Below are 25,157 nucleotides of genomic sequence, written 5' to 3'. Positions count from 1 at the left end.
AAAAACAAACCCCTCGCTTTGAAAAGACGAGGGGTTTTTTTACGCGTCGCGCACTGCCGCGGCGACCCTGTCCACGACATCCGCCCACGCACCCGCTTCCGATTGCCGGTAAAGCCGCGCCGTCGGATACCACGCGCTCGACGGCGCATCGATGCCCCAGCGCCAGTCGGCGGCGTGCGGCAGCATCAGCCAGAGCGGCTTGCCGAGCGCGCCGGCCAGATGCGCCACCGACGTATCCACCGACACCACGCCATCCAGCCGATCGACGATCGCGCCGGTATCGGCGAAATTTTCGAGACGGCCGTCCAGGCGATGGATCGCTTTCGAGCACGGATGCACGGCGAGCGCGGCGCGTTCGTCGCTCGTCAGCACAGGCTGCAACGCAATCCAGTCGATGCCTTCGATCGCGAAAAGCGGATCGAGCAGGGCGAGCGGGATCGAGCGCGTTTCGCCGGGCTGCAGCCGCCCCGACCACGCGATGCCGATCCGGCGCTTCGCGTGCCCGCCGATCGACCCGCGCCACTTGCGCCGGTACGCCGCCGGGATCACGAGGTAAGGCGTGCGCGCGGGCATCGCGTCCTGCGTCGTCATGCCGAGCGCGAGCGGCAGGCTCAGGAGCGGACAGGAGGCGTCGGCTTTCGGCGTGGCGTCGGCGGCGCTCGTCAGTTCGACGCGCGCCGCACGGGCCGCCGGTTCCAGCAGTGGCAAGAGCGCCGGCTGCACCTGCAGCACGACGCGGCCGGCCAGCTTCGCGGCGTAAGGCGCGAAGCGGACGAACTGCAACGTGTCGCCGAAACCCTGTTCCGCGCGCACGAGGAGCGTGCGGCCGGGCATCGGCTCGCCGCTCCAGCGCGGCACAGGCGGGGCCTTGGCGGCGCCGGGCGTCGCGAGCCGTGCTTCGTATGCGGCAAGGCCACGCGCGTAATCGCCGAGCGCGAGCAGCGCCAGCGCGCGGTTCAGTCGGGCGGCGGGTTCATCGGGCGCGAGGCGCAGCGCCTGATCGAACGCGCGGATCGCCGCCTGATGCGCGCCGAGCGCGAGATGCGCGTTCCCGAGACCCAGCCACGCGACCCCATATTTCGGATCGAGCCCGACCGCCCGCTCGAACTGCGGCAGCGCTTCCTTCTGACGGCCGAGCGTCGCGAGCGCGTGGCCGAGGCCGAAATGCGCGGGCGCGAACTGCGGATGCATGCGGATCATCTTTTGGAGCGCGTCGACGGCTTCCGCCGGCCGGCCGGTCGCATCGAGCAGATTGCCGAGGTTGAAATGCGCGGCGACATAGTTCGGCTCGACTTCGATCGCGATGCGGAACTGTTCGATCGCGCCATCAATGTCGCCGAGTGCGTTCAGCGCCATGCCGAGGTTGTTGTGCGCGCCGGCGTGTCCTGGACGGATCGCGAGCGCGCGGCGGAACGCCTTCGCGGCATCGTCGAAACGGCGCAGCGCCGAGAGCGCGTTGCCGAAGTTGTTCCACGTCGGGGCGTCGTTCGGTTGCAGGCGCAGGGCTTTTTCAAAGGCGTCGGCGGCGTCTTCGTGGCGGCCGGCCGCCGTGTAAGCGTTGCCGAGGTTGTATTGCGCGAGCGGGAAGCCCGGCTGCAGCGTGAGCGCGTTGCGAAAGCGCTCAATGGCGTCGTCGATGCGGCCGAGCGCCTTCAGCGCGTTGCCGAGGTTGAGCTGCAGGCCGGCGTCGGTCGGACGCAGGTCTACCGCGCGACGCACGAGGTCAGCCGCTTCCGCGTGCTGGCCTTGCTGGTGGCGCAGCACGCCGAGCAGATGCAGGGCGTCGACGTGTCGAGGTTCGGCGGCGAGCGCGGCTTGATAGTCGCGTTCCGCTTCGGTCAGGCGGCCGTCACGATGGGCCGCGAAACCGCGGGCGAATACAGTGTCCATGACGGGAAGAAAACGAAAACCCCGCATTTTCCCACACACTCGGGCGACGCCCGCCGAATTGACAGTTCGGCGCTCAAGGAACTAACATGTGAACACCTATTCATATGTTTTCTTTCGACCGCGCATGGCTTCGCTTCCCAACGCTTCCGATGACCGTGTCGTCCCGCTTGCCGATCTGTTTCGCCTCCTCGGCGATCCGACGCGCCTGCGCATCGTGCTCGCGTGCGTCGACGAGAAACGGGCGGTGGGAGCGATCGCGGAGGCGCTCGGGTTGTCGGCGTCGCTCGTCAGCCATCATTTGAGGCTGCTGCGCGCGGCGCGGATCGTGCGCGCGGAGCGGCAGGGCAAGCAGGTCTTCTATCTCGCCGCCGACCGGCATATCAGCGCAATGCTCGGCGAACTGCTGGAACACGTCGCCGAGCCGCAAACCGACTTCAGACCGGACAACGAGTAAATGAATACGCATTCGCACGGGCAGCACCAGCACGAGGATGAGCACGAGCACGGATATGCGCATGAAGAGCATGCGCAGGGTCACGGCCACGCGCACCAAGAGGACTCGCAGGGCCACGGCCACGCGCACGACCACGGCGGCCACGGCCATCACCACCATCACGCGCCGCAGGAAGGCCAGAGCGGCACCTTCGCGCTCGCCGTCGGGCTGAACATGCTGATCGTCGTCGTGCAGGCGGTGTACGGCTTCATCGCCCACTCGACTGCGCTCCTCGCCGACGCCGGCCACAATCTCTCAGACGTGCTAGGCCTCCTGCTCGCGTGGGGTGCGGTCTGGCTCGGCAAGCGCCAGCCGTCGCAGCGCTACACCTTCGGCCTCGGCAGCTCGTCGATTCTCGCGTCGCTCGCGAACGCCGCGCTTTTGCTCTTCGCGTGCGGCGCGATCGTCCTCGAATCGATCCAGCGGCTCCTGAACCCGGCGCCCGTCGCGGGCCTCGACGTATTCATCGTCGCGACGCTCGGGCTGATTGTGAACGGTTTCTCCGCGTGGCTCTTCATGCGCGGCAGCAAGGAAGACCTGAACGTGCGCGGCGCCTTCCTCCACATGGCCGCCGATGCCGCGATCTCCGCCGCCGTCGCGGTGAGCGGGCTCGTGATCCTGTTCTCGGGCTGGAGCTGGATCGATCCGCTGATGAGCCTCGTCGTGGTCTCGGTGATCGTGTACGGCACGTGGGGGCTCGGACGCGACGCGATGCGCCTCGCGATGGCCGCCGTTCCGCCGAGCGTCGACATGACGCGCATCCGGCAATATCTGTCCGATTTACCCGGCGTCGACGACGTGCATGACCTTCACGTCTGGGCCCTCTCCACGACCGAAAACGCGATGACGGCGCACCTCGTCATGCGCGCGGGCCATCCGGGCGATGTGTTTGTCGACGGCATCGTGGAGACCTTGCGCGCCGACTACGCGATGCATCACGCGACGCTGCAAGTGGAGCTCGGCACGACGCATCATCATTGTGCGCTGCACACGCGCGGCTGATTCCGACCGATCTCCCGCCAGCCGAAACCGCGAACGAGCGGCGTACACTGATACGAACGTGACGTATCAGGGAGGAGTGCATGTTTGCCCCAAAGCTGAATCCGCACGACAAGCTCGACGTGGCGCCGGTGCTGATCGTCGGTGCAGGGCCGACGGGCCTCGCCGCCGCCATGAGTCTCGCGCGCGCGCACATTCCGGTTCGGCTCATCGACAAGGCCCGCGCTCCCTCGCCGTATTCGCGTGCGATCGGCATTCAGGCGCGCACGCTCGAACTCTTCGAGCAGCATCGCATCGTCAAGCCGTTTCTTGAAAAGGGGCATCGCGCGCGCGTCGCCAATCTGTACTCGAACGGTCAGCGGCTCGCGCGGCTCGACTTCGATCCGCTGCAGACGCGCTATCCCTATCTTCTTTTTCTCGAACAGTCCGAAACCGAGCGGCTCCTCACCGAGCATCTGGCGAGCTTCGGCGTGTGGATCGAGCGCGGCGTCGAGCTGCACGATTTCTCGCAGGGCGCGGCGGGTGTGCAGGCGTCGCTGCGTCATCCGAACGGACGCGAGGAAACGCTGCGGCCGTCGTACATGATCGCCGCAGATGGTGCGCATAGTCTCGTCCGGCATCGGCTCGATATCGGCTTCACGGGCAAGACCTTCGAGCAGACCTTTCTTCTCGCCGACCTGCAAGTCGATTCCGACTGGGCCGACGATGAGTTCCACATTTTCGCGTCGGGCGAGGGGCTGGCCGCGCTCTTCCCGATGGGCAACGACCGCGCGCGGCTGATCGCGGACCTGCACGTCGCACCCGAATCCGACCACGGCCCGACGCTCGACGACTGCCGCGCGATTGTCGAGCGGCGCGTGCATCATCGCGTGACGCTGTCGAGCATCGGCTGGTCGTCGTACTTTCGGCTCAACAGCCGCATGGTGGACCGGCTGCGCGTCGAGCGCATCTTTCTCGCGGGTGACGCCGCGCACGTCCACAGCCCGGCCGGCGCGCAGGGCATGAACACGGGCATCCAGGAAGCGCTCAACCTCGGCTGGAAGATTGCGCGGATGCTCTCGGGTGGCGCGTCCGACCGTCTGCTTGACACCTATCACGCCGAGCGCCATCCGATCGAGCGCGACGTGCTGCGGCAATCGAGCATGCTCACGCAGATGGCGAGCGCCGAGCACGGCCCGATGAAGCTGATCCGCGATCACGTGATGCCCGCGCTCTCCGCGATCGGCCCGCTGCGCGACGCGATGCGGCGCACGGTGAGCGAGCTGTCGATCCAGTACCGGCGCAGTCCGCTGACGATGGAGCGTCTGCTCGACGGCGGCCCGCGCGCAGGCGAGCGGGCACCGGATGCGCGGGTGCACGTGGTCGATGGGCCGCTCGGGCGCGTGCCGGGCTTTGGCTGTCTTTTCGATCTGCACGATCCCGGGTACTTTTCACTGTTCCTGCTGGTGACTCCCGAAGGCGAGGACGACATCGCGCTCGCGCCCGCGACCATCACGGTGGCGCATGCGATGCGCGACCCCGATCTCGATGGGCTGGGCGTTCAGATGGAGAGGGTGTTACCCAACGCGGTGCGCGTGTGGCGTATCACGGACGTCATGCAGGGCGAGGGCGCGCAGTCGCTCACCGACAACTACGGGCGCACGCGGCCGTCTTTCTATCTCGTGCGGCCGGACGGTTATATCGCGGCGCGGGGACGGGCGCCGTCGGATGTGCACGGGCTTCTGCGCCACTGCGAGACGTGGTTCAGCGCGAACGCGAGCGCCGCCGATGCGGCGCCCGAGCACGAGTACAAGGAAGACTAGGCGGCTGGAGCCTTGGCAGGCGTCAGATCCTGCCGATGCTCGATCAGCGCCTCGTGCACGATCGGCGTCATCGTGGCGCTCACTTCAGGATCATCTAGCGCGTTGAGGATCGCGAGTCGCATGCGCGGCTCCCAGAAGCGGCGAATATGATCGGCGATGCTGTCGGTCGCTTCGTGCTGGTCCGGCAGCGAATCGAAAAAATCGCCGATGCGGTTCGCCATGTCGATCAGGTTGGCTACGTCCATTTTTCTGTCCTATTTCCCTGAGGTCGTGACGAGCGCGCCTTCTTCCGTGCGCATCTCCAACAGGCCGAGCTGCTGCGAGTTGAAGCGCGAGTAGTCCTTCTGCCATTGCGATGGCTGCTCGACCGGCATCACCTGAACTGCCGTCACCTTGTATTCCGGACAGTTGGTCGCCCAGTCGGAGGAGTCGGTGGTAATCACGTTCGCGCCCGATTCGGGGAAGTGGAACGTCGTGTAGACGACGCCCGGCTGCATCCGCTCGGTGATCTTCGCGCGCAACACGGTCTGCCCGGCGCGCGATTCGATGCCAACCCAGTCGCCCGTCTTGATGCCGCGGTCCTCGGCGTCGACCGGATGGAGTTCGAGCCGGTCCTCGTCGTGCCAGCGCGAGTTCTCCGTGCGCCGCGTCTGCGCGCCGACGTTGTACTGCGACAGGATGCGCCCCGTCGTCAGCAGCAGCGGGAACTTGCGCGTGACCTTCTCCGGCGTCGCGACGAACTTCGTGATGACGAATCGCCCCTTGCCGCGCACGAATTCGTCGATGTGCATCGTCGGCGTGCCTTCCGGCGCGGATTCGTTGCACGGCCACTGGATGCTGCCGAGCTCATCGAGCCGCTTGTAGGAGACGCCGTGGAACGTCGGCGTGAGGCGCGCGATCTCGTCCATGATCTGCGACGGATGCGTGTAGCCCATCTCGTAGCCGAGCGCGCGGGCGAGCAGGATCGTGACTTCCCAGTCGGCATAGCCGGCGAGCGGCGGCATGACCTTGCGCACGCGCGAGATGCGGCGCTCGGCGTTCGTGAACGTGCCGTCCTTTTCGAGGAACGTCGCGCCGGGAAGCAGCACGTGCGCGTACTTTGCCGTCTCGTTCAGGAAGATGTCCTGCACGACGATGCACTCCATCGACGACAGCGCGCCCGTCACGTGGTGCGTGTTCGGATCGGACTGGACGATGTCCTCGCCCTGGCAATAGAGGCCCATGAACGTGCCGTGCGACGCGGCATCGAACATGTTCGGAATGCGCAGGCCCGGCTCCGATTGCAGCTTGCAGTCCCACGCTTCCTCGAAGAGGGCGCGCGTGGCGGCGTCGCTGATGTGCCGGTAGCCCGGCAGTTCGTGCGGGAACGAGCCCATGTCGCACGAGCCCTGCACGTTGTTCTGGCCGCGCAGCGGATTCACGCCGACGCCTTCGCGCCCGACGTTGCCCGTCGCCATCGCGAGGTTCGCGATGCCCATCACCATCGTCGAGCCTTGTGCGTGTTCCGTGACGCCGAGGCCGTAGAAGATCGCCGAATTGCCGGGCCGCGCGTAGACCCGCGCGGCTTCGCGCACCAGATGCGCGGGCACGCCGGTGATCGCTTCCATCGCTTCGGGCGAGTTCTCCTCATGCGACACGAAGTCGCGCCATTGGCCGAACGCGCGCGCTTCGCAGCGCTCGGCGACGAACGCTTCGTTGACGAGCCCTTCGGTCACGATCACGTGCGCGATCGCATTGATGATCGCCACATTGGTGCCCGGACGCAGCGCCAGGTGATGCGACGCCTTGATATGCGGGCCGTCGACGATATCGGTGCGGCGCGGATCGATCACGATCAGTTGCGCGCCTTCGCGGATGCGCTTTTTCATGCGCGACGCGAAGACCGGATGGCCGTCGGTCGGATTCGCGCCGATCACGACGATCACGTCCGCTTTCTCGACCGACGCGAACGTCTGTGTGCCCGCCGATTCACCGAGCGTCGTCTTGAGGCCGTAGCCGGTCGGCGAATGGCAGACGCGCGCGCAGGTATCGACGTTGTTGTTGCCGAACGCGGCGCGCACGAGCTTCTGCACGAGGTACGTTTCCTCGTTCGTACAGCGCGACGACGTGATCCCGCCGATCGAATCGCGGCCGTACTTGTCCTGGATGCGGCGGAATTCGCTCGCCGCGTATTTGAGCGCTTCGTCCCATGACACTTCGCGCCACGGATCGGTGATCTTCGCGCGGATCATCGGCTTGGTGATGCGGTCCTTGTGCGTCGCGTAGCCCCACGCGAAGCGGCCCTTCACGCACGCGTGGCCTTCGTTCGCCTGGCCGTTCTTGTTCGGCACCATGCGAACCACCGTGCTGCCCTTCATCTCCGCCTTGAGCGAGCAGCCGACGCCGCAGTATGCGCACGTCGTCACGACCGAATGCTCCGGCTGGCCGAGCATGATGACGGTCTTTTCCTGCAGCGTGGCGGTCGGGCACGCGGCGACGCACGCGCCGCACGACACGCACTCCGATTCCATGAACGGCACGTTCTCGCTCGCGGCGACGCGCGACTCGAAGCCGCGCGCGGCGATCGTCAGCGCGAAGGTGCCTTGCGTTTCCTCGCAGGCGCGCACACAGCGATTGCAGACGATGCACTTCGACGCATCGTAGGTGAAGTACGGGTTCGACTCGTCCTTCTTGTCCTTCAGGTGGTTCTTGCCTTCGTAGCCGTAGCGCACTTCCCGCAGGCCGACGACGCCCGCCATGTCCTGCAGTTCGCAGTCGCCGTTGGCGGGGCAGGTGAGGCAGTCGAGCGGGTGATCGGAGATATAGAGCTCCATCACGTTCTTGCGCAGCGACTGCAGGCGGTCGCTTTGCGTGCGCACCTTCATGCCCGCTTCGACGGGCGTCGTGCACGACGCCGGATAGCCGCGCTTGCCTTCGATCTCGACGAGGCACAGGCGGCACGAGCCGAACGGTTCGAGCGAATCGGTCGCGCAGAGCTTCGGCACGTTGACGCCGGCTTCGATCGCCGCGCGCATCACCGACGTGCCGGCCGGCACCGTGACCGCTTCGCCGTCGATTTCGAGCGTCACGTCGATGTCGGCGTGGCGCAGCGGCGTGCCGTAGTCCGTGAAGTCGAAGGGATCGCCCTTTTGCACCGATGCCGCGCTCTTGCACGCGCAATTTCCGGAGCCGCAGCCGTTGTTCGTGTTGGACATGTCTTTTGTCTCCATTTGGCCAGCGCTTTACTCGCTGGCCCATGCAATCTGGTTGCTATGCCGCTTTCTTGGACGGCGCTTTCGCAAGACCGAAGTCTTCGGGGAAATGGTCGAGCGCCGACAGCACCGGGAAGGGCGTCATGCCGCCCATCGCGCAGAGCGAACCGGACACCATCGTGTCGCACAGGTCTCGCAGCAGCGTGACCTGTTTCGGCGACGTATCGCCCGAGCGGATCTTCGCGATCACCTCGACGCCGCGCGTCGAGCCGATCCGGCACGGCGTGCACTTGCCGCACGATTCGAGCGCGCAGAAATGCATCGCGTACTGGGCAAGGTCGGCGAGGTTCGACGTGTCGTCGTGGACGACAAGGCCGCCGTGGCCCACCACCGCGCCGACTGCCGCGTAGGCTTCGTAGTCGAGCGGAATGTCCCACTGGCTTTCCGGCAGATACGTGCCGAGCGGGCCGCCCACCTGCACCGCGCGCGCCGGCCGGCCGCTCGCCGTGCCGTCGCCGTATTCATAGACGAGTTCGCGCAGCGTCACGCCGAACGCGAGTTCGACGAGACCGCCTTGGCGGATGTTGCCCGCAAGCTGGAACGGCAGCGTGCCGCGCGAGCGTCCCATGCCGAAGTCGCGATAGAACGACGCGCCCTTCGCGAAGATGATCGGCACGGTCGCGAGCGTGATGACGTTGTTGATGACGGTCGGCTTGCCGTACAGGCCGACGAGCGCCGGCACCGGCGGCTTCGCGCGCACGATGCCGCGCTTGCCTTCGAGCGATTCGAGCAGCGCCGTTTCCTCGCCGCAGACGTAAGCGCCCGCGCCTTTCGCCACTTCCAGCTCGAACGCGTGCGACGAGCCGAGCACGCTTTGACCCAGCCAGCCGGCGTCGCGTGCGCGCTCGATCGCGCGGTTGAGCGTCACGATCGAATGCGGATACTCGCTGCGCACGTAGATGTAGCCCTTCGTCGCGCCCGTCACGATGCCCGCGATGATCATCCCTTCGATCAGCACGTACGGATCGCTTTCCATGACGAGGCGGTCGGAGAACGTGCCGGAGTCGCCTTCGTCCGCGTTGCAGACGATGTACTTCTGGTCGCTGAGCGCGCCGCGCACCGTGCGCCACTTGATGCCGGCGGGAAACGCCGCGCCGCCGCGTCCGCGCAGGCCCGATTCGATCAGCGCCTCGCAGGCGGCATCGCCGTTCATGTCGAGCGCGTTTCGCAATCCTTCGATGCCGCCGTTCGCGACGTAATCGTCAATGGAAAGCGGGTCGGTGATGCCGATGCGCGCGAACGTCAGACGCTGCTGCTTCTTCAGGTAAGGCAGTTCGTCGACCACGCCGACGTTTTTCTCATGCGCGGCGCCTTCGATGAAACCGGCGTCGAACAGCGCGGCGACTTCCTCGGCTTCGACATTCGAATAACCGATGCGGCCGTTCGCCGTCTCCACTTCGACGAGCGGTTCGAGCCAAAGCAACCCGCGCGAACCGTTGCGCACGATCTGGGCGTCGATGCCGCGCGCGGCGGCTTCATCGGCGATGGCGGCCGCGACGGCATCCGCGCCGAGCGCGAGTGCGGACGAATCGCAGGGAACGTAGATGCGTGTCATGCCGTTTCCTCCGTGTTCGTGCTGGCCTGTGCGGCCGCGAAAAGCCGGTCGAACTTCTGCGGCGTGACTTTGGCGTACAGCTCGCCGTTGATCATCATCGACGGCGACAGCGCGCACTGGCCGAGGCAGAACACCGATTCGAGCTCGGTTTCCTCGTGATGGCCGCTGTCGAACTTGCAGCCCGTGTGGCCTTCGACGTGCTGCGCCAGCGCTTCCGTGCCCATGCTGCGACAGGCTTCAGCGCGGCACAACTGCACGGTGACGCGCGCGGGCGGCTCCGACCGGAAATGATGGTAGTAGGTGATGACGCCGTGAACCTCGGCGCGCGAGAGCGACAGCGCTTGCGCCAGATGCGGAACGGTCGCGGGCGGCACGAAGCCGACGTCGTCCTGGATCGCATGCAGGATCGCCATCAGCGTGGCGCCCTGGGTGGCATGGCGGCGCACGAGCTCATCGGGCGCGGGTACAGCTTGCTGCGGGTGTGTCATGGGGCTCCTCCAACGCTCGGTATATGTTTATCGTGTGCATATTAGAGACTTATAATTTGTGCACCGAGCCGATGAAGTGAACAATAGGCGCCGTGATATATCTTGGCAATAGGAACTGGGAGTGCATATGGTCGATGTTCAATGCCGTGCCGAACTCGTGCTGCGTGATGCCGATGGCCGGGAAACCAGTCTCAGCGCGGTTGTGCCGCTTTTGCTGCTCGTTTCCCAGACTGGGAGCATCGCCAATGCCGCGTCCGCTAAGGGTTTGTCCTATCGGCACGCATGGGGCTTGTTGCGCGAAATCGAGGCGCGTCTGGGCGGCGCGCTGATCACGAAATCGCGTGGGCGCGGGTCGGTGCTGTCGGAACTCGGCGAGTCGGTTTTGCGCGCGCAGCGTATTTCCGGCGAACGGCTCGACGCGCCGCTGCAATCGGTCGCGACCGAAGTCGCGCACGAACTGAACCGGCGCCTCGCACGCGAGGCCGCGCAGGTACGCATTCACGCGTCGCACGGCTACGCGGTTGCAACGCTCGTGCGCGCGCTCGGCGTCGAGCGCATCCCCGTCGACATCAAATATCGCGAGAGCGCCGAAGCTGTCAGCGCACTGGCACGCGGCGAGTGCGAACTCGCGGGGTTTCACCTGCCGGTCGGCGAATTCCGTTCGACCTGCGCGCAGATCTACCGGGAGTTCCTCGATCCGGAACGGCATCAGCTCATTCATCTCACGCGCCGCACGCAAGGGCTTTTTCTGCCGAAGGGCAACCCGAAGCACATCGAAGGCTTGCACGACCTCGCACGCGACGACGTGCGCTTCGTCAACCGCCAGCCGGGCTCGGGCACGCGGATGCTGCTGGATCTGTCGCTGAGAAGCATCGGCGTCGATCCGGACCAGATCAATGGCTACGCGACCACCGAACTGACGCACTCGGCGATTGCAGCGTTCGTTGCGAGCGGCATGGCCGACCTGGGCTTCGGCGTGCAGCCCGCGGCGCAGCATTTCGCGCTCGACTTCATCCCGGTGATCGACGAGGACTATTTCTTCGCCTGCGAACGCTCGCGGCTGAACGAAGCGCGGCTCGCGAGCGTGCTCGACGTCCTGAAAAGCGATGCGTTCAACGTGAGCGTCGCGCATCTTGAAGGCTACGATCCGGCGCGCTGCGGCTTGCTGGTCGGCGTGGAGGAGGGCTTGAGCGGTGCGTGAGGCGTAGCGGCTGGCTTTCTCGAAACGAACGGTAAAATTAACGCTTTGCCGGGCGCTGCCCCGCGTCTCAAATTACGTTAACCTAGCGCCTTGCCGTTCACGTCTTAGCGCGACTCGAAACCGCGCCACATCTCGCCATGAAATTGCCTCTTATTGTTTCCACGTGCGCCGCGCTCGTCGCAGGCGTGGTTTATCTTGCTCCGGTCGCTTTCGCGCAAAACTCGCCGGGCGTTCCCGGCGGCGTCCTGCAGGAGCAGTTCCGCCTGAACGAGCACCCGCAAATGCCATTCGCCGCGTCCGCGCCCAGCGACAAATATCAGCAAGGCAAGTCCGCCGCACGCCGCCGCGCCGATAACGGCGATCCGAACGGCTGCAACCTGAAGTGCCCGAAGGACACAGAGTAATTCCCGCCAGCGCGGGTTCACGGTCAACGCGGCCTGAGCCCGCCGCATCCCGCAGACCGGTCGGCTGAAGGGCCACATCACATCGTCCGAGGCGCCCGGAACGGGCGTCAGATGACACCGCGCTTACAGTCCCGGCGACGCGTCCACGAGCCGTCTATGCCATCTCGCGCCCCAATTCAATAAACGCTGCACGGCGACCGAAAAACACTACGAGATGGCGGGCATTTGGTATGACGGGAGGAGTACCTTAAGTCAAGCGTCATCGGTCGGTATCCGATGACAAGCGACTTTTCCTCTTATAAACGATAAAAGAAGCGCGTCGGTTGCCCGGCATCCGCGCACGACACGGCGTCCGGTAGTTGGGGGAGAATGGTCCCAATGCCTGCCGGGCAACGGACGACGCTTCGGAATTGCCGAGGGACTGCATAAATGCGAATTCTCCAGGTCATACTGGCGCCGCGCCTGTCGGGGGCAGAAGTGCTTGTGAAGGGCGTCGCGATTGGCCACCAGCGGGCCGGCCACAGTGTGTGCATCGCATCGCTCCTGCCGCAGCACAGCGACTTCGAGCACATCAGCGACGAACTTCGCACGCACGGCGTGATGTGCCTGTTCCCGAAGAAGAGCCATCGCAAGATCGGCAGGCTGCTGTTCCTCTATCAGGCGATTCGCACGTTCAAGCCCGACATCATCTTCGCGCACGCGACGATTCCCGCCCTCTACGTGCGCGCGCTGCCGACGCGCGTGCCGATCGTCTGGGTGATGCACTCCGGCGCCAACGATTTCTCCAACTACGCGCTGCTGCGCGCCGAGCGTCTGCTGTCCGGCCGCGCGAAAGCGGTGATCGGCGTGTCGCAGAAAAATATCGACGATTACGTGAAAGAGATCGGCACGCATCCGTCGATGATGGTGGTGCCGAACGGCGTCGATATCTCGCGTTTCACCGACGACGTCGCCCCCGTTCCGGTCGCGCACAAGCAGATCGTGCAGGTCGGGCGCTATATCCCCGAAAAAAACCAGTTGCAGACGGTGCATGCGTTCGCGCGCGTCGCCCAAGCCGATCCGGATGCGCGCCTGTTGCTGTGCGGCGTGATCGAGAACCTGGCGTATCACGCGGCCGTGGTCGATCTCGTCGCGAAGCTGGCGCTGCAGGAGCGCGTGGTGATCGACGGGCCGCAGATGAATGTCGCGCAGATTTTGCGGGCGTCGGCGGCGTTCGCGATGCCGTCGAGTTTCGAGGCGCATAGCATCGGATTTCTGGAGGCGCTGGCGTCGGGGATTCCGGTCGTCGCGAATTCGATTCCGTCTTTTGCGTTCGCGAGCAATTTTCCCGGCGTGCAACTGCTTGATACGAACGATGCCGATGCCTACGGCCGCGCGCTGCTCGAATCGCTCTCGGAGCCGCGCGCGACGCGGCCGCTCCACGGGCTCACGCTGCAAAGTACCGCCGACCGCTATCTGGCGATCGCGCGGGAAGTGCTGAATTTGCGGGTGGCGGCGGGTTGAGTTTTTAACGCCGTTATTGCGCCAGCGACCTCAGCCACAGCGACTCCGAATACAACCCCGGCAGATTGCCCCAGATCTGCGCCGGCCCGAGCCTTGTCGGTCCGACAAAGTCGTAGCCCCATAAACTCGGCGCCCCTCCCGTGAAATAGAACTCGCCGAGCGTCGCGTTGGCGCGCTTGAAGAGCATCAGCGTCGCGCGGTCGTTGCGGCGAATGAGCGCGGGCATCGAATCGGACCAGGAGGTGTCGGCGAGCGTCGCGACGCGCACCGGCGCGCCATTCCTGATCTTCCACACGTCGATGCTCGCGCTGTCGCCGCGCGGCTGCAGCACGACGAGATCGTCGATGCCGTCGCCGTCCACGTCGCCCGCTGCTACTTTCACTGCTGATGGCGTGAATTGAGGGTAGGGCGTGCCGCGTTTGGGCGCGCCGAACGCGCCGCCGGTGTTCGCGATCCGCGTGACGGCGAGTGCCGAATTCACGTTTTCGATCGCCAGCAAGCCCGCGCGCGTCGATCCCGCGACGCGCGCCGGCAGAAAACGCGCGGCGGCATCGAGCTGAGGCGCTTCGAGCCAGCGCACCGGCGCGCTCCCGGTCGCATTCGCGTTGCCCGCGAGCATCCACAGGTCGAGGCCAGTATCCGGACGCTTCTGCGCGATCACGACGTCCGCGCGGCCGTCGCCGTTGAAGTCGGCGGCGATATATTGCTGTGCTATCGCGGGCGTCCATACGGCACTCGTCTGATACCAGAGACGCGGCGTATCGAAGCGGCTGCCGGTGCTGCGAAACAACCAGAACGCGGTGCCGCCGTTGCGCGGTGTGACGACCATCAGATCGGCGCGGCCGTCGCCGTCGAAATCCGCGACGAGAAAGCGCGCGCCGTCGAAGCAGAGCGTGTCGGCGCGGCACGTCGGCGCGCTGGCCTCGTGATCGAACGGGACCGCGTTCAGATACCACGGCATCGCGCTCTCGAAACGCGACATCTCCGCGACCCACACGTTGAAGCCCGGTCCGTCCTTGCGGCGCTGGATGTAGACCGTGCTGTCGCGGCCCGCGCCACGGACGTCGCCGTAGAGCGCACCTTCCTCGCGCGTGTCGGTCCATTGCGAGCGCGGCGAGATCGCCCAGCGATATTCGGCGGTCAGGAGCGAACAGCGCCCCACCGATACCGCGCCGTTCACCGCGCCGAGGCAGTGTCCGAGCGGCGTGTAGACGAGCCCGAAATCCCATGGGGTCCAGCGTTGGGCGGCCGCGCTTGGGTCGCAGGCTTCCTCGACGAGACGTCCGTCGCGTTCGGCGATGCACTGGCGCGTCGCCTCATTGACGAGTTGCGCGTCGTTCTTGTCGCCGGGCGTGACGGGGAGCGGCTGCCAGTGCCAGTTCTGCGTGGCGGCGCCTGAGCACGCCGTGAGGCGCGGACTCTTGCCCGCGCCGCCGCCGGAGGCGAGGCACTGGCTCGAATACTCGTTGACGAGCTGGATCGGCTTCGGCTGAAACTCGGCGCCGGGGTCGCCGACGCGCGCGGCGCTCCAGTAGCGGCGCGCGATCCAGTTGCCGTCCCACTGATATTCGCCGAAGACGTGGCCGGCGTCGTTTCCGTCGATCGCGAAATAGCTGCCTACGACGTCGCGCTTCTTCAGCGTCTCGGCGGCGCTCAGGTTTTTCGGCAGGCCGCCGGTCGGATAGGTGACGTGATAGCCGATCGGCAGGTCACGGTTTAGCCCCTGCGCGACGACGCGAGCGATCCGTGCGGCGTAGATGTGGTCCGGATGCTCGATGAAGGGGACCGTGTCCGGATTGAGCGTGTAGAGCTCGGTCGCCGGCGACAGGATCGCGCGCATCGTGGCGATCAGCGCGGCGCGGTCGTAGGTCGTGGCGCCCGTGCCGTCGGCGCTCATCGGATAGGTCGTGAGCGTCTCGCCGCGGTCCCACAGGAGGCCGAGCGGCACCTTGCCGCCGCGCACCGCGCCGCCGGGCAGGCGCAATTCGAGGAGCTTGACCTTCGGCTGCGCTTTCAGCACGAGTTCGTGGACCGGTTTGCCGGCGAAGACGGGGTTGGATTCGACCCATTCGTCGGGCACGCCCGCCATGCGCGCGTAGGCGAGCTTCGTGCCGGTTTCGCGCAGGAGCACGTAGTCGAACTTGGCGCCGTTCGCGCCGCCGATCAGATGCACGACGGTGACGCACCAGCCGGCGTCGAGCTTGTCGCTGATGCCGGGGTTGACGAAGAGGAGGTCGTCGTCGAGATGCGCGACGACGGTGACGAGCGTGCCGGCGCGGCAATCGGCGGTTTCGGCTGCTTTCGCGTGCAGCGGGATCAGCCCCGCGAAGAAGGCGAAGAGGAGCGCGATCGACATCGACTTCACGTGGCGCATGCGTACTCCGTGAACGCTGAATTAGCGCGGCAAAGCGCAAGCGTGCCGACTACGGGCGACACGGTCAGTGCTCAAGCGTACATGTATGACATTTCGACGGAGTGTGTGAAGTTGTCGATCGAAAACGAAAGCCGGTGAGTTACCGGCAAATTCGCGAATCGCTAAAAAATTCCACCGATTCGTCCATAACGACCGCTGGAACGTCGACAAGTTGGCTTCGGCTTATCGATTCCCGCTGCGCGCTTTTTAAAGTTTTTTTGGATTCTGCCGTTAGCCCGATCACGGATCGATCTGCGGATGTTTGGAGATTGAGGGTGACGTGACGAATGTCGGGGCGAAAAACAAAGCTCCGATGTGCTCGTAACGCAATCGGGGCTACGAATCCCGCCGTCTGCGCTGAAGCACGGGGGACCGGCGTGGAGTTTTACTGCAGCAACGCTCGGTTGATAAACCGAGTTACGGTCATAACCGCATTCAGTTTCCGAGTTCGGCTCTCCGCAGCATCTGTCCTGCTCGATAAGTTTTACATCGAGCCCACAACACCTACTACAAAGGAAATCTGAGATGCGCAAATTTTTCAAACTGTTTGTCCGCGATGAGCGCGGCGTCAGCGCGATGGAATACGCTGTCCTCGCGGGTATCGTGGTGATCGCTCTCGGTGGGATGGCGGTCACGTTCAAGGACAGCATCAAAACCATGTATGACGATCTGTTCACGAAGGTAACGACTTCACAGGGAACGTAAGGGTGGGCGGGCGCAATAGCCGTTGCGCCCTTGCATCATCCGCGATCGCGAGATCGGTCAGAGGCATTGGCGTGCGCCGCGGTGGCGCCCTTGGGGGTCGGACTTTCCAAGCCGTCGAAAAACCGCCAGGAACCCCTTTAAGGGGGACTGAAGGTGACGACCCGCGACAGAGTCTGAATGTGAATTGCAGAAAAAAACCCCGAAAGCCAAGGCCATCGGGGTTCAAGTGAGGCAGGTTGAGGGCCTGTGAAACCCCCTGAACACTAATATTGGTGGAGGCGGCGGGAATCGAACCCGCGTCCAGTAGCGCTCTACGACCAGTTCTACATACTTAGTTCTGTCATTTGATTTAGCCATAAAGACGCGGACGAACACGCTTCCTTACAGCGATTCACTAAATTTTCGACCTTGGCGTCGTGACACCGACAAGGCTTAACTGACGTATATGACCTCTCTCGGTATTGCTACCGGTCTTGCGACTCTAGTCCGTCAGTGAACTAGGGAGAGGCAGGCGGCCCTTAGGCTGCCAGTGCGAACGTTTCGTCGTTTGCAGTTACGTTTTTCCCATTGATTAACGAGGTGACGGGTCCTCGGTATGCCCTAGCCGCTTTGCAACCCCTGTCGAAACCAGGTCGCCCCCAAAGCGAAAGTAAATTATCCCACGAAAAGCGCATATGAGGCGCATCGGCGTGCTTTCAATGCGCCCAGCGTAGAGCGTTCTAGCCGATGTCGCGCAGCAACTGCTGCAGTTCGAACGGCGAATCGACGACATGGTTCGCATGCCAGCGGCGCGGCGGAATGTCGTCGCCGCAATAGCCATAGGCCGCCGCGACCGTGATCATGCCCGCAGCGAACCCCGCCTGCACGTCGCGCAGGTCGTCGCCCACGTAGACGATGCGTTCCGGCGCCACGTCGAGCAGTTCGGCCGCGTGCAATAGCGGCGCGGGGTGGGGCTTCGAGTGCGGCGTGGTATCGCCGCACACGAGGCACGCGGCGCGCGTGTCGAGCCCAAGCTGCGCGACAAGCGGTTCCGAATAACGCGTTACCTTGTTCGTCACGATGCCCCAGCGCACGCCTCGCGCATCGAGCTGATCGAGCAATTCGTCGATGCCCGGGAACAGCGTCGTTTCGATGCACAGATCCGCTTCATAGTTGGCAAGGAACTCGTCGCGCATCGCGGGGAAATCGTGATGCTCCGGCCCGATTTCGAACGCGCCGCCGAGCAGCCCGCGCGCGCCCGCCGATGCGAACGGCCGCAGCATCTCAAGCGGCCGCATTTCGAGCCCGCGATCGTGGCGCATCTTGTTGACGGCCGCGACGAGGTCCGGCGCGGTGTCGGCGATGGTGCCGTCGAGGTCGAACAGGACCGCCTGGCAGAGGCCCAGGCGGTCGTCGTCGATGAGCAGTTGCGGCAGCGGAGTAGGGTCGTCCGGCAGGACCGACGGTTTTTGTTCGCTCGTCAGATCGTCTTGGTTCATGGCGTCAGGCTTCGCGGCGGCAAGCCATCAGGTAATTGATGCTGGTGTCGCTGGAAAGGCCGAAGTGCTTGCTGAGCGGCCGGTAGGTGATGCCCTTGATGTCGACCGGCGCTAGCTCGGCTGCGCGCGCGAAGCCCGCTAGCTCCGACGGCTTGATGAAGCGGGCGTAGTCGTGCGTGCCCTTGGGCAGCATCCGCGCGATGTACTCGGCGCCGATCACGGCGAAGAGGTACGCCTTCGGATTGCGGTTCAGCGTGGAGAAGAACACCCAGCCGCCCGGCTTCACGAGCGACGCACACGCCGCGACGGTTCCCGCCGGATTCGGCACGTGTTCGAGCATCTCCATGCAGGTGACGATGTCGTAAGTGCCGGGTTCGCGTGCGGCGAGCGCCTCGGCCGAAATTTCCTCGTACGCGACTTCGACGCCGCTCTCGAGGCTGTGCAGATCGGCGACGCCGAGCGCGCTCGTCGAGAGGTCGATGCCTTTGACAGTCGCGCCGCGCGTTGCCATCGATTCGGAGAGGATGCCGCCGCCGCAGCCGATGTCGAGCACGCGCTTGCCCATCAGATGCGCGTGGGCGTCGATCCAGTCGAGCCGCACGGGATTCAGTTCGTGCAGCGGCTTGAACTCTGCGTTCGGGTCCCACCAGCGATGCGCGAGCTCGCTGAATTTCTGAAGTTCGTGGGGATCGACGTTCGTCATGGTGAAAGCAGCCTTCCTGATGTCGTGATGATTAGCCCCGAGTATATAGGCGCTGGATGGGGCGGGCAAAAGCGGCGGGCGGTGCGCCTGATCGTCGCGCGGGGCATACGGCTACCACGCCGGCGCCGAGACCACGCTCGCCGCGCGGACATAAAAAAACCCCCGCCGAAGCGGGGGTTCGATCCTGCGGTAACTCTTGCGCTATTACTGCGGAGCGCGCGAGGTACCCACAACTTCGACTTCCACGCGACGATCCGGTGCGAGGCAGGCGATGAGTTGCTTGCGGTTCTTCTGGTTGCAACCGGTCGTGACCGGGTTCTTCTTGCCCTTGCCTTCCGTGTAGATACGGTTGGCTTCGATGCCCTTGCTGACCAGGTATGCCTTGACAGCTTGAGCACGACGCAGGGACAGGCGATCGTTGTACTTGTCCGAACCGATGCGGTCGGTGTAGCCGGTAGCGACCACGACTTCCAGGTTCAGGCCGCCGATCTTCGATGCGAGATCGTCGAGCTTTTCCTTACCAGCCGGCTTCAGGACTGCCTTGTCGAAGTCGAACAGAGCGTCAGCTTGGTAGGTGACCTTTTGGCTCACAATAGCGGGCGGCGGAGCGACCGGTGCCGGCGGCGTCGGCGCTTGAGCGACCAGCGCGCCATCGCACTTTGCGTTTGCCGTGGCCGGCGTCCAGAACGCATCGCGCCAGCAAAGCTCGTTCGTGCCGTTCATCCACACGTATTCGCCCGTGCCGTTCACCCAGTTGTCGTTCACGGCTTGTCGCGATGCCGGCACCGACTGTGCCGAAGCCGATGCAGCCATAACTGCGGTAGCTGCAATGAACGCGAGCTTTGAAAGTTTATTCATATTTCTCCTCTCGAAATTGAGATTACCGCAGGTTTACTGCGAGCCTGTTGACAAAGACAAGTCATACATTGCTCGAAGTATAACATTACCGCGGAACAAAACGCGCTGTGTAGACTTCGAGCAGTGTCTAACTTTGTGCGTTGGCATTTTGCCATATCGTTCCCTTGCACCGATAAAAAATATCCCTGCTCCTATAGACCCGCAACCATATGTGGTGCATGAGCAACAAGAAAGGGACAGGAAACGAATGGGATCGTCTAGCGCGCGCGACTCGCGCATTTTGCGTGCCACTTCGCACGTTTTTCAGCGTTTTTTCGCCCGATCGCATGAAGGGGTCCAAACATGTGAGGCGGCATCATAGCCGGTTCACCTGACGAATTCACGTGCTGTCTTGCAGCAATTTGTAAGCGCTTTCCGAGCGGTCTCCGGCGCGCGTCACGTCAGAGGTTTCCGAGCCGCAGTTGACGTGCGCCGAAGGTATGCGGCCGGGATTCCGCCGCTATTCCATTCACCCCTCTGTATACGTACCGCGGCCGGGCGCGGATGTAGCGCATGTTAGAATTATGCGATTCGCCGCGTTTGCGGCGTCGTTTGCAAGCGACAGCAATATGGGTCCCGAAAGCGCCTCTGACGGCCTTCGCGGCGCGCTGTCGCCGCACTGTTCAAGACACGGATAATGGATCAATTCGCCAAAGAGACTCTGCCAATCTCCCTTGAGGAGGAAATGCGCCGTTCGTATCTCGATTACGCGATGAGCGTAATTGTCGGACGGGCGCTTCCCGATGTCCGCGATGGCCTGAAGCCGGTGCATCGTCGCGCGCTGTATTCGATGCACGAGCTGAACAACGACTGGAACCGCGCCTACAAGAAGTCGGCGCGTATCGTCGGCGACGTAATCGGTAAATATCACCCGCACGGCGACGCCTCTGTATACGAGACGATCGTGCGCATGGCGCAGCCGTTTTCGCTGCGCTACATGCTGGTGGACGGGCAGGGCAATTTCGGTTCGGTCGACGGCGACAACGCGGCCGCCATGCGCTACACCGAAATCCGCATGGCGAAGATCGGCCACGAACTGCTCGCGGATATCGACAAGGAAACCGTCGACTTCGGCCCGAACTATGACGGCAGCGAGAACGAGCCGCTCGTTCTCCCGGCGCGCATCCCCAATCTGCTGATCAATGGCTCGGCCGGCATCGCGGTCGGCATGGCGACGAACATTCCGCCGCACAACCTGCGCGAAATCGTCGATGCGTGCCTGCACCTGCTGAACAATCCCGACACCACCGTCGACGAACTGATCGAAATCGTGCCGGCGCCGGATTTCCCGACGGCGGGTGTGATCTACGGCGTCGCCGGCGTGCGCGACGGCTACCGCACGGGGCGTGGCCGCGTCGTGATGCGCGCGACCACGCACTTCGAGGAAATCGACCGCGGCCAGCGCATGGCGATCATCGTCGACGAGATTCCGTACCAGGTGAACAAGCGCACGCTGCTCGAGCGCATCGCCGAACTCGTCAACGAGAAGAAGATCGAGGGCATCTCCGATATTCGCGACGAATCCGACAAGAGCGGCATGCGCGTCGTGATCGAGCTGAAGCGCGGCGAAGTGCCCGAGGTCATTCTCAACAATCTATATAAACAGACGCAGCTTCAGGACACCTTCGGCATGAACATGGTCGCGCTTGTCGACGGCCAGCCCAAGTTGTTGAATCTGAAGGAAATGCTGGAGTGCTTTCTGTCGCATCGGCGGGAAGTGCTCACGCGGCGCACTGTATACGAACTGCGCAAGGCTCGGGATCGGGGCCACATTCTCGAAGGTCTCGCGGTCGCGCTGGCGAACATCGACGACTTCATCGCGATCATCAAGGCCGCGCCCACGCCGCCGATCGCGAAACAGGAGTTGATGAGTCGCTCGTGGGATTCGCAGCTTGTGCGCGAAATGCTCACGCGCACGGAGACGGAAGCGGTCGGCGGGCGCATCGCGTATCGGCCGGAGGGGCTGAACCCGGCGTATGGCCTGCAGGAAGACGGCCAATATAGATTGTCAGACATCCAGGCGCAGGAAATTCTGCAGATGCGTCTGCAGCGCCTGACAGGGCTCGAACAGGACAAGATCGTCAGTGAGTATCGCGAGGTGATGGCGCAGATCGCCGACCTGCTCGATATTCTGGCGCGTCCGGAGCGGATTCGTCAGATCATTGTCGACGAGCTCGGTCAGGTGCGAAACGAATTCGGTGACGAGCGCCGTTCGCGCATCGAAATGAACGCCACGGAACTGAACACCGAAGACCTGATCACGCCGCAGGAAATGGTCGTGACCATGTCGCATACGGGTTACGTGAAGTCGCAGCCGCTGTCGGAATATCGCGCGCAGAAGCGCGGCGGCCGCGGCAAGCAAGCCACGCAGATGAAAGAAGACGACTGGATCGACACGCTCTTCATCGCGAACACGCACGATCACATGCTGTGTTTCTCGAACCGCGGCCGCGTGTACTGGATCAAGGTCTACGAAGTGCCGCAGGGCTCGCGCAACTCGCGCGGCCGGCCGATCGTCAACATGTTCCCGCTGCAGGACGGCGAGAAGATCAACGTCGTGCTGCCGATCAAGGAATTCTCCGCCGACAAATACGTCTTCATGGCGACCGCGCTCGGCACCGTCAAGAAGACGCCGCTCGAAGCGTTCAGCCGGCCGCTGCGAAAGGGCATCATCGCGGTCGGGCTCGATGAAGGCGATTACCTGATCGGCGCGGCCATTACCGACGGCGAACACGATGTCATGCTGTTCTCCGACTCGGGCAAAGCTGTCCGTTTCGACGAAAACGACGTCCGCGGGATGGGCCGCGAAGCCCGCGGCGTGCGCGGCATGCAACTCGAGGACGGCCAGCAGGTCATAGCACTGCTCGTCGCGGGCGGGGAAAACCAGTCGGTGCTGACGGCAACGGAGAACGGCTACGGCAAGCGCACGCCGATCAACGAGTACACGCGTCACGGCCGCGGCACAAAGGGCATGATCGCGATCCAGACGTCGGAGCGTAACGGCAAGGTTGTCGCCGCGACGCTCGTCGAGCCGGAAAGCGAGATCATGCTGATCACCAATTCCGGCGTCCTGATCCGCACCCGTGTTTCCGAGATACGCGAAATGGGGCGCGCAACCCAAGGTGTTACACTCATCAGTCTTGACGAGGGGACGAAGCTCTCGGGACTGCAGCACATCGCCGAAGCGGAAGCTGAGGTCGAGCTGGACGCGGACGTCGAAGATGACGCGAGCGGGAGCGCCGAGACCGGCGATGAGAAGAATGACGACAACGGTGATGCGGTTTAACTGGATGCATGCGCCGTTGCCTGGGTCGCGCTTCTCTTGCGCGACTCGTGTCCTGCTTTCAAAAGCCTGAATGGATCTGGTTGCGCGACCTGCGGCTTGGCCGCCGGGCTCCGCTCGTCAAACGACGAGTGAAGCCGCGAGCGGCGAAACCATGTCGCACGGCTGCGATTGAATACTTTTCAAAGGGAGTAATGATGCAAAAACGATTTAAACAGTGGATGTTGCTGGCTGCTTTCGTACCGACCTTCGCAATGGCCCAGTCGCTGCAAAACCAGGCGCCGAATCAGGCAGCCGCTCCGGCGGCCGCTGCGGCAGCTCCGGTCGACTCCGCGAAGCAGGCAGCCATCAACGATCTGCTGGCAGCAATCGATGCGCAGAAGCTCGTTGGCGCCATCGGCAACAGCGCGCAAATGCAATCGAAGCAACTCGTCCCGGCCATTCTTTCGGATGCGCTTTCCGAGAACAAGTCGCTGAACGACAAGCAGAAGCAAGCCGCCGTTCCGTCGCTGCAGAAGAACGCCGTGCCGAAGCTGGTTGACTCGGCAGGCCAGGTATTCGCAACGGATTCGTTCCGCCAGGACGCGATGAAGGCCCAGTTCGACGCCTACGCGAAGTACTACACGACGGATGAAATCAAGGACCTGACGGCGTTCTACAAGAGCCCGACCGGTCGCAAGTTCATCCAGGTGCAGGATCAGGTTGGCCGCGACGTCGTGAACGGCCTGATGCAGAAGTACATGCCGCAAGCCATCAAGGCGACGCGCACGCAGGCCGACAAGGAAGTGGCCGACGTCAAGCCGGGCAAATAAGCCCGCTGACTCGCCCGTCCCGAGGCCGCCGCACAGCGCCTCTCGGATTGGCGGGTTTTCAGGACGGTGCGATAATGGCTGTTTGCGCGAAAGCGCAAACAGCCATTTCTTTTCCGGGCGCGGTTATCAGTACGAGTGGTTCCTTCCCGCCGCGCCAGGCCATTCGGGGTTCTCAGATGCGCGTGTTCAATTTCTCCGCCGGTCCTGCGGCGATGCCCGAAGAAGTGCTGCGCCAAGCGGCCGACGAAATGCTCGACTGGAACGGCAGCGGCATGAGCGTGATGGAAATGAGCCATCGCGGCGCCGAATTCATGTCGATCCACGAAGCCGCGCTCACCGACCTGCGCGAATTGCTGAACGTGCCGGCATCGCATCGGATTCTGTTTCTGCAGGGCGGCGGGATCGGCGAGAACGCCATCGTGCCGTTGAACCTGCTCGGCACGAAGAAGACCGCCGATTTCATCGTGACCGGTTCGTGGTCGCAGAAGTCGTTCAAGGAAGCGCAGAAATACGGCACGCCGCACATCGCCGCGAACGGCAAGACGGAGCAGGGCTTCACGCACGTGCCGCACATCGCCGAGTGGCATCTTTCCGACGATCCCGCCTACGTGCATCTGTGCACGAACGAAACCATCGACGGCGTCGAGACTTTTGAAATCCCCGATCTCGGCGATATTCCGCTCGTCGCCGATGCTTCGTCGCACATTCTTTCGCGCCCGATGGACGTCGCCAAGTACGGCGTGCTGTTTGGCGGTGCGCAGAAGAACATCGGCATGGCGGGGGTGACCGTCGTGATCGTGCGCGAGGACCTGCTCGACCGCGCGCTGCCGATCTGCCCGTCGGCGTTCGAATGGAAGACGGTCGCCGAGAACAATTCGATGTACAACACGCCGCCCACCTACGCGATCTATATCGCGGGGCTCGTCTTCAAGTGGCTGAAGAAGCAGGGCGGCCTGCCAGCGATCGAGGCGCGCAACGCCGAGAAGGCGAAGCTGCTTTACGACACCATCGATTCGAGCGATTTCTACGTCAACAAGGTGGAGCGCCAGTCGCGTTCGCGCATGAACGTGCCGTTCTTCCTCGCCGACGAATCGCGCAACGCCGATTTCCTGGCCGGCGCGAAATCGCGCGGGCTGCTGCAACTGAAGGGCCACAAGTCCGTAGGCGGCATGCGGGCATCGATCTACAACGCGGTGCCGCTCGAGGGCGTGAAGACGCTCGTCGAATACATGAAGGATTTCGAGCAGGGCCGCGCTTAAGTCGCGTTCTGAGGCGCGCAT

19 protein-coding genes and 1 other RNA gene are annotated in these 25,157 nt (G+C 63.9%); 10 read left to right on the top strand and 10 right to left on the bottom strand.

Features of this window, described 5'->3' with window-relative positions:
• Positions 1-39: 39 nt before the first annotated feature.
• Positions 40-1,890 carry a tetratricopeptide repeat protein gene (locus AWB65_RS14045; RefSeq protein WP_087667803.1) on the bottom strand — a complete coding sequence of 617 codons (1,851 nt, stop codon included), beginning with the start codon at positions 1,888-1,890 and terminating at the stop codon, positions 40-42.
• Between the two features lie 124 nt (positions 1,891-2,014).
• Between AWB65_RS14045 and AWB65_RS14040 the strand changes: the two genes are divergently transcribed.
• The 3 genes from AWB65_RS14040 (at position 2,015) to AWB65_RS14030 (ending at position 5,184) form a co-directional block, all read left to right on the top strand.
• On the top strand, positions 2,015-2,344 hold the full coding sequence (locus tag AWB65_RS14040; protein ID WP_087656280.1) for an ArsR/SmtB family transcription factor: 330 nt from the start codon (positions 2,015-2,017) through the stop codon (positions 2,342-2,344).
• A complete protein-coding gene (locus AWB65_RS14035) occupies positions 2,345-3,385 on the top strand; it encodes a cation diffusion facilitator family transporter (RefSeq protein ID WP_087667733.1) in 1,041 nt (346 codons plus the stop codon).
• Positions 3,386-3,465: 80 nt separating this feature from the next.
• Positions 3,466-5,184: an FAD-dependent monooxygenase gene (locus AWB65_RS14030; RefSeq protein ID WP_087667732.1), complete on the top strand. Its 1,719-nt coding sequence runs from the start codon at positions 3,466-3,468 to the stop codon at positions 5,182-5,184.
• On the opposite strand, the gene AWB65_RS14025 is transcribed toward AWB65_RS14030, so the two are convergent.
• The 4 genes from AWB65_RS14025 to AWB65_RS14010 are packed head-to-tail and all read right to left on the bottom strand — an operon-like array spanning position 5,181 to position 10,478.
• Entirely contained in the window at positions 5,181-5,429 is a 249-nt protein-coding gene (locus AWB65_RS14025; protein ID WP_087656195.1) for a formate dehydrogenase subunit delta, read from the bottom strand. The two genes, AWB65_RS14030 and AWB65_RS14025, sit on opposite strands and share 4 nt — an antisense overlap.
• A 9-nt stretch (positions 5,430-5,438) precedes the next feature.
• The gene (gene fdhF, locus AWB65_RS14020; protein WP_087667731.1) at positions 5,439-8,378 is read right to left on the bottom strand and encodes a formate dehydrogenase subunit alpha; all 2,940 of its coding nucleotides are present in this window, start codon (positions 8,376-8,378) and stop codon (positions 5,439-5,441) included.
• Between the two features lie 55 nt (positions 8,379-8,433).
• Positions 8,434-9,990 carry an NADH-ubiquinone oxidoreductase-F iron-sulfur binding region domain-containing protein gene (locus AWB65_RS14015; RefSeq protein WP_087667730.1) on the bottom strand — a complete coding sequence of 519 codons (1,557 nt, stop codon included), beginning with the start codon at positions 9,988-9,990 and terminating at the stop codon, positions 8,434-8,436.
• Positions 9,987-10,478, bottom strand: a complete 492-nt coding sequence (locus AWB65_RS14010; RefSeq protein ID WP_087667729.1) for an NAD(P)H-dependent oxidoreductase subunit E — start codon at positions 10,476-10,478, stop codon at positions 9,987-9,989. The genes AWB65_RS14015 and AWB65_RS14010 overlap by 4 nt, the downstream gene beginning before the upstream one ends.
• A 127-nt stretch (positions 10,479-10,605) precedes the next feature.
• On the opposite strand from AWB65_RS14010, the gene AWB65_RS14005 reads away from it, so the two are divergent.
• From AWB65_RS14005 to AWB65_RS13995, 3 genes are all read left to right on the top strand, one after another.
• Complete coding sequence (locus tag AWB65_RS14005; RefSeq protein WP_087667728.1) at positions 10,606-11,679, top strand: substrate-binding domain-containing protein; 1,074 nt, start codon at positions 10,606-10,608, stop codon at positions 11,677-11,679.
• Between the two features lie 137 nt (positions 11,680-11,816).
• Positions 11,817-12,083: a hypothetical protein gene (locus AWB65_RS14000; RefSeq protein WP_087667727.1), complete on the top strand. Its 267-nt coding sequence runs from the start codon at positions 11,817-11,819 to the stop codon at positions 12,081-12,083.
• A gap of 429 nt (positions 12,084-12,512) precedes the next feature.
• Positions 12,513-13,586 carry a glycosyltransferase family 4 protein gene (locus tag AWB65_RS13995; RefSeq protein ID WP_087667726.1) on the top strand — a complete coding sequence of 358 codons (1,074 nt, stop codon included), beginning with the start codon at positions 12,513-12,515 and terminating at the stop codon, positions 13,584-13,586.
• 13 nt (positions 13,587-13,599) lie between these two features.
• Here AWB65_RS13995 and AWB65_RS13990 read toward each other — a convergent pair whose 3' ends face one another.
• Entirely contained in the window at positions 13,600-15,960 is a 2,361-nt protein-coding gene (locus AWB65_RS13990) for an FG-GAP-like repeat-containing protein (RefSeq protein ID WP_235007619.1), read from the bottom strand.
• Positions 15,961-16,524: 564 nt separating this feature from the next.
• Between AWB65_RS13990 and AWB65_RS13985 the strand changes: the two genes are divergently transcribed.
• On the top strand, positions 16,525-16,704 hold the full coding sequence (locus AWB65_RS13985; protein ID WP_087656188.1) for a Flp family type IVb pilin: 180 nt from the start codon (positions 16,525-16,527) through the stop codon (positions 16,702-16,704).
• 270 nt (positions 16,705-16,974) lie between these two features.
• Here the strand turns inward: AWB65_RS13985 and ssrA are convergent.
• From ssrA to ompA, 4 genes are all read right to left on the bottom strand, one after another.
• Positions 16,975-17,344: a transfer-messenger RNA gene (gene ssrA / locus AWB65_RS13980) on the bottom strand.
• A gap of 79 nt (positions 17,345-17,423) precedes the next feature.
• Positions 17,424-18,182 (bottom strand): HAD family hydrolase, encoded by a 759-nt coding sequence (locus AWB65_RS13975; protein ID WP_087667725.1) that lies wholly within the window; start codon positions 18,180-18,182, stop codon positions 17,424-17,426.
• A 4-nt stretch (positions 18,183-18,186) separates the two neighbouring features.
• Entirely contained in the window at positions 18,187-18,885 is a 699-nt protein-coding gene (gene ubiG / locus AWB65_RS13970; RefSeq protein WP_087667724.1) for a bifunctional 2-polyprenyl-6-hydroxyphenol methylase/3-demethylubiquinol 3-O-methyltransferase UbiG, read from the bottom strand.
• Positions 18,886-19,089: 204 nt separating this feature from the next.
• Positions 19,090-19,743 carry an outer membrane protein OmpA gene (gene ompA / locus AWB65_RS13965; protein WP_087667723.1) on the bottom strand — a complete coding sequence of 218 codons (654 nt, stop codon included), beginning with the start codon at positions 19,741-19,743 and terminating at the stop codon, positions 19,090-19,092.
• Positions 19,744-20,419: 676 nt separating this feature from the next.
• Here ompA and gyrA point away from each other — a divergent pair.
• From gyrA to serC, 3 genes are all read left to right on the top strand, one after another.
• Positions 20,420-23,068 (top strand): DNA gyrase subunit A, encoded by a 2,649-nt coding sequence (gene gyrA, locus AWB65_RS13960; RefSeq protein WP_087667722.1) that lies wholly within the window; start codon positions 20,420-20,422, stop codon positions 23,066-23,068.
• A gap of 194 nt (positions 23,069-23,262) precedes the next feature.
• A complete protein-coding gene (locus AWB65_RS13955) occupies positions 23,263-23,877 on the top strand; it encodes a DUF2059 domain-containing protein (RefSeq protein WP_087667721.1) in 615 nt (204 codons plus the stop codon).
• 176 nt (positions 23,878-24,053) lie between these two features.
• Positions 24,054-25,136 (top strand): 3-phosphoserine/phosphohydroxythreonine transaminase, encoded by a 1,083-nt coding sequence (gene serC / locus AWB65_RS13950; protein WP_087667720.1) that lies wholly within the window; start codon positions 24,054-24,056, stop codon positions 25,134-25,136.
• Positions 25,137-25,157 lie beyond the last annotated feature (21 nt).

Source organism: Caballeronia humi (genome assembly GCF_001544475.1).
Lineage (GTDB): Bacteria > Pseudomonadota > Gammaproteobacteria > Burkholderiales > Burkholderiaceae > Caballeronia > Caballeronia humi.
This window is presented reverse-complemented; position numbering and strand designations above follow the sequence as displayed.

What these genes read in the sequence shown, in the direction of transcription:
- serC (WP_087667720.1), top strand. Translation starts at nt 24,054, where the DNA reads ATGCGCGTGTTCAATTTCTCCGCCGGTCCTGCGGCGATGCCCGAAGAA.
- gyrA (WP_087667722.1), top strand. Translation starts at nt 20,420, where the DNA reads ATGGATCAATTCGCCAAAGAGACTCTGCCAATCTCCCTTGAGGAGGAA.
- AWB65_RS14030 (WP_087667732.1), top strand. Translation starts at nt 3,466, where the DNA reads ATGTTTGCCCCAAAGCTGAATCCGCACGACAAGCTCGACGTGGCGCCG.
- AWB65_RS13995 (WP_087667726.1), top strand. Translation starts at nt 12,513, where the DNA reads ATGCGAATTCTCCAGGTCATACTGGCGCCGCGCCTGTCGGGGGCAGAA.
- AWB65_RS13975 (WP_087667725.1), bottom strand. Translation starts at nt 18,182, where the DNA reads ATGAACCAAGACGATCTGACGAGCGAACAAAAACCGTCGGTCCTGCCG.
- AWB65_RS13985 (WP_087656188.1), top strand. Translation starts at nt 16,525, where the DNA reads ATGCGCAAATTTTTCAAACTGTTTGTCCGCGATGAGCGCGGCGTCAGC.
- AWB65_RS13990 (WP_235007619.1), bottom strand. Translation starts at nt 15,960, where the DNA reads ATGCGCCACGTGAAGTCGATGTCGATCGCGCTCCTCTTCGCCTTCTTC.
- AWB65_RS14035 (WP_087667733.1), top strand. Translation starts at nt 2,345, where the DNA reads ATGAATACGCATTCGCACGGGCAGCACCAGCACGAGGATGAGCACGAG.
- AWB65_RS13955 (WP_087667721.1), top strand. Translation starts at nt 23,263, where the DNA reads ATGCAAAAACGATTTAAACAGTGGATGTTGCTGGCTGCTTTCGTACCG.
- AWB65_RS14045 (WP_087667803.1), bottom strand. Translation starts at nt 1,890, where the DNA reads ATGGACACTGTATTCGCCCGCGGTTTCGCGGCCCATCGTGACGGCCGC.
- ompA (WP_087667723.1), bottom strand. Translation starts at nt 19,743, where the DNA reads ATGAATAAACTTTCAAAGCTCGCGTTCATTGCAGCTACCGCAGTTATG.
- ubiG (WP_087667724.1), bottom strand. Translation starts at nt 18,885, where the DNA reads ATGACGAACGTCGATCCCCACGAACTTCAGAAATTCAGCGAGCTCGCG.
- AWB65_RS14010 (WP_087667729.1), bottom strand. Translation starts at nt 10,478, where the DNA reads ATGACACACCCGCAGCAAGCTGTACCCGCGCCCGATGAGCTCGTGCGC.
- AWB65_RS14040 (WP_087656280.1), top strand. Translation starts at nt 2,015, where the DNA reads ATGGCTTCGCTTCCCAACGCTTCCGATGACCGTGTCGTCCCGCTTGCC.
- AWB65_RS14005 (WP_087667728.1), top strand. Translation starts at nt 10,606, where the DNA reads ATGGTCGATGTTCAATGCCGTGCCGAACTCGTGCTGCGTGATGCCGAT.
- AWB65_RS14025 (WP_087656195.1), bottom strand. Translation starts at nt 5,429, where the DNA reads ATGGACGTAGCCAACCTGATCGACATGGCGAACCGCATCGGCGATTTT.
- AWB65_RS14015 (WP_087667730.1), bottom strand. Translation starts at nt 9,990, where the DNA reads ATGACACGCATCTACGTTCCCTGCGATTCGTCCGCACTCGCGCTCGGC.
- AWB65_RS14000 (WP_087667727.1), top strand. Translation starts at nt 11,817, where the DNA reads ATGAAATTGCCTCTTATTGTTTCCACGTGCGCCGCGCTCGTCGCAGGC.
- fdhF (WP_087667731.1), bottom strand. Translation starts at nt 8,378, where the DNA reads ATGTCCAACACGAACAACGGCTGCGGCTCCGGAAATTGCGCGTGCAAG.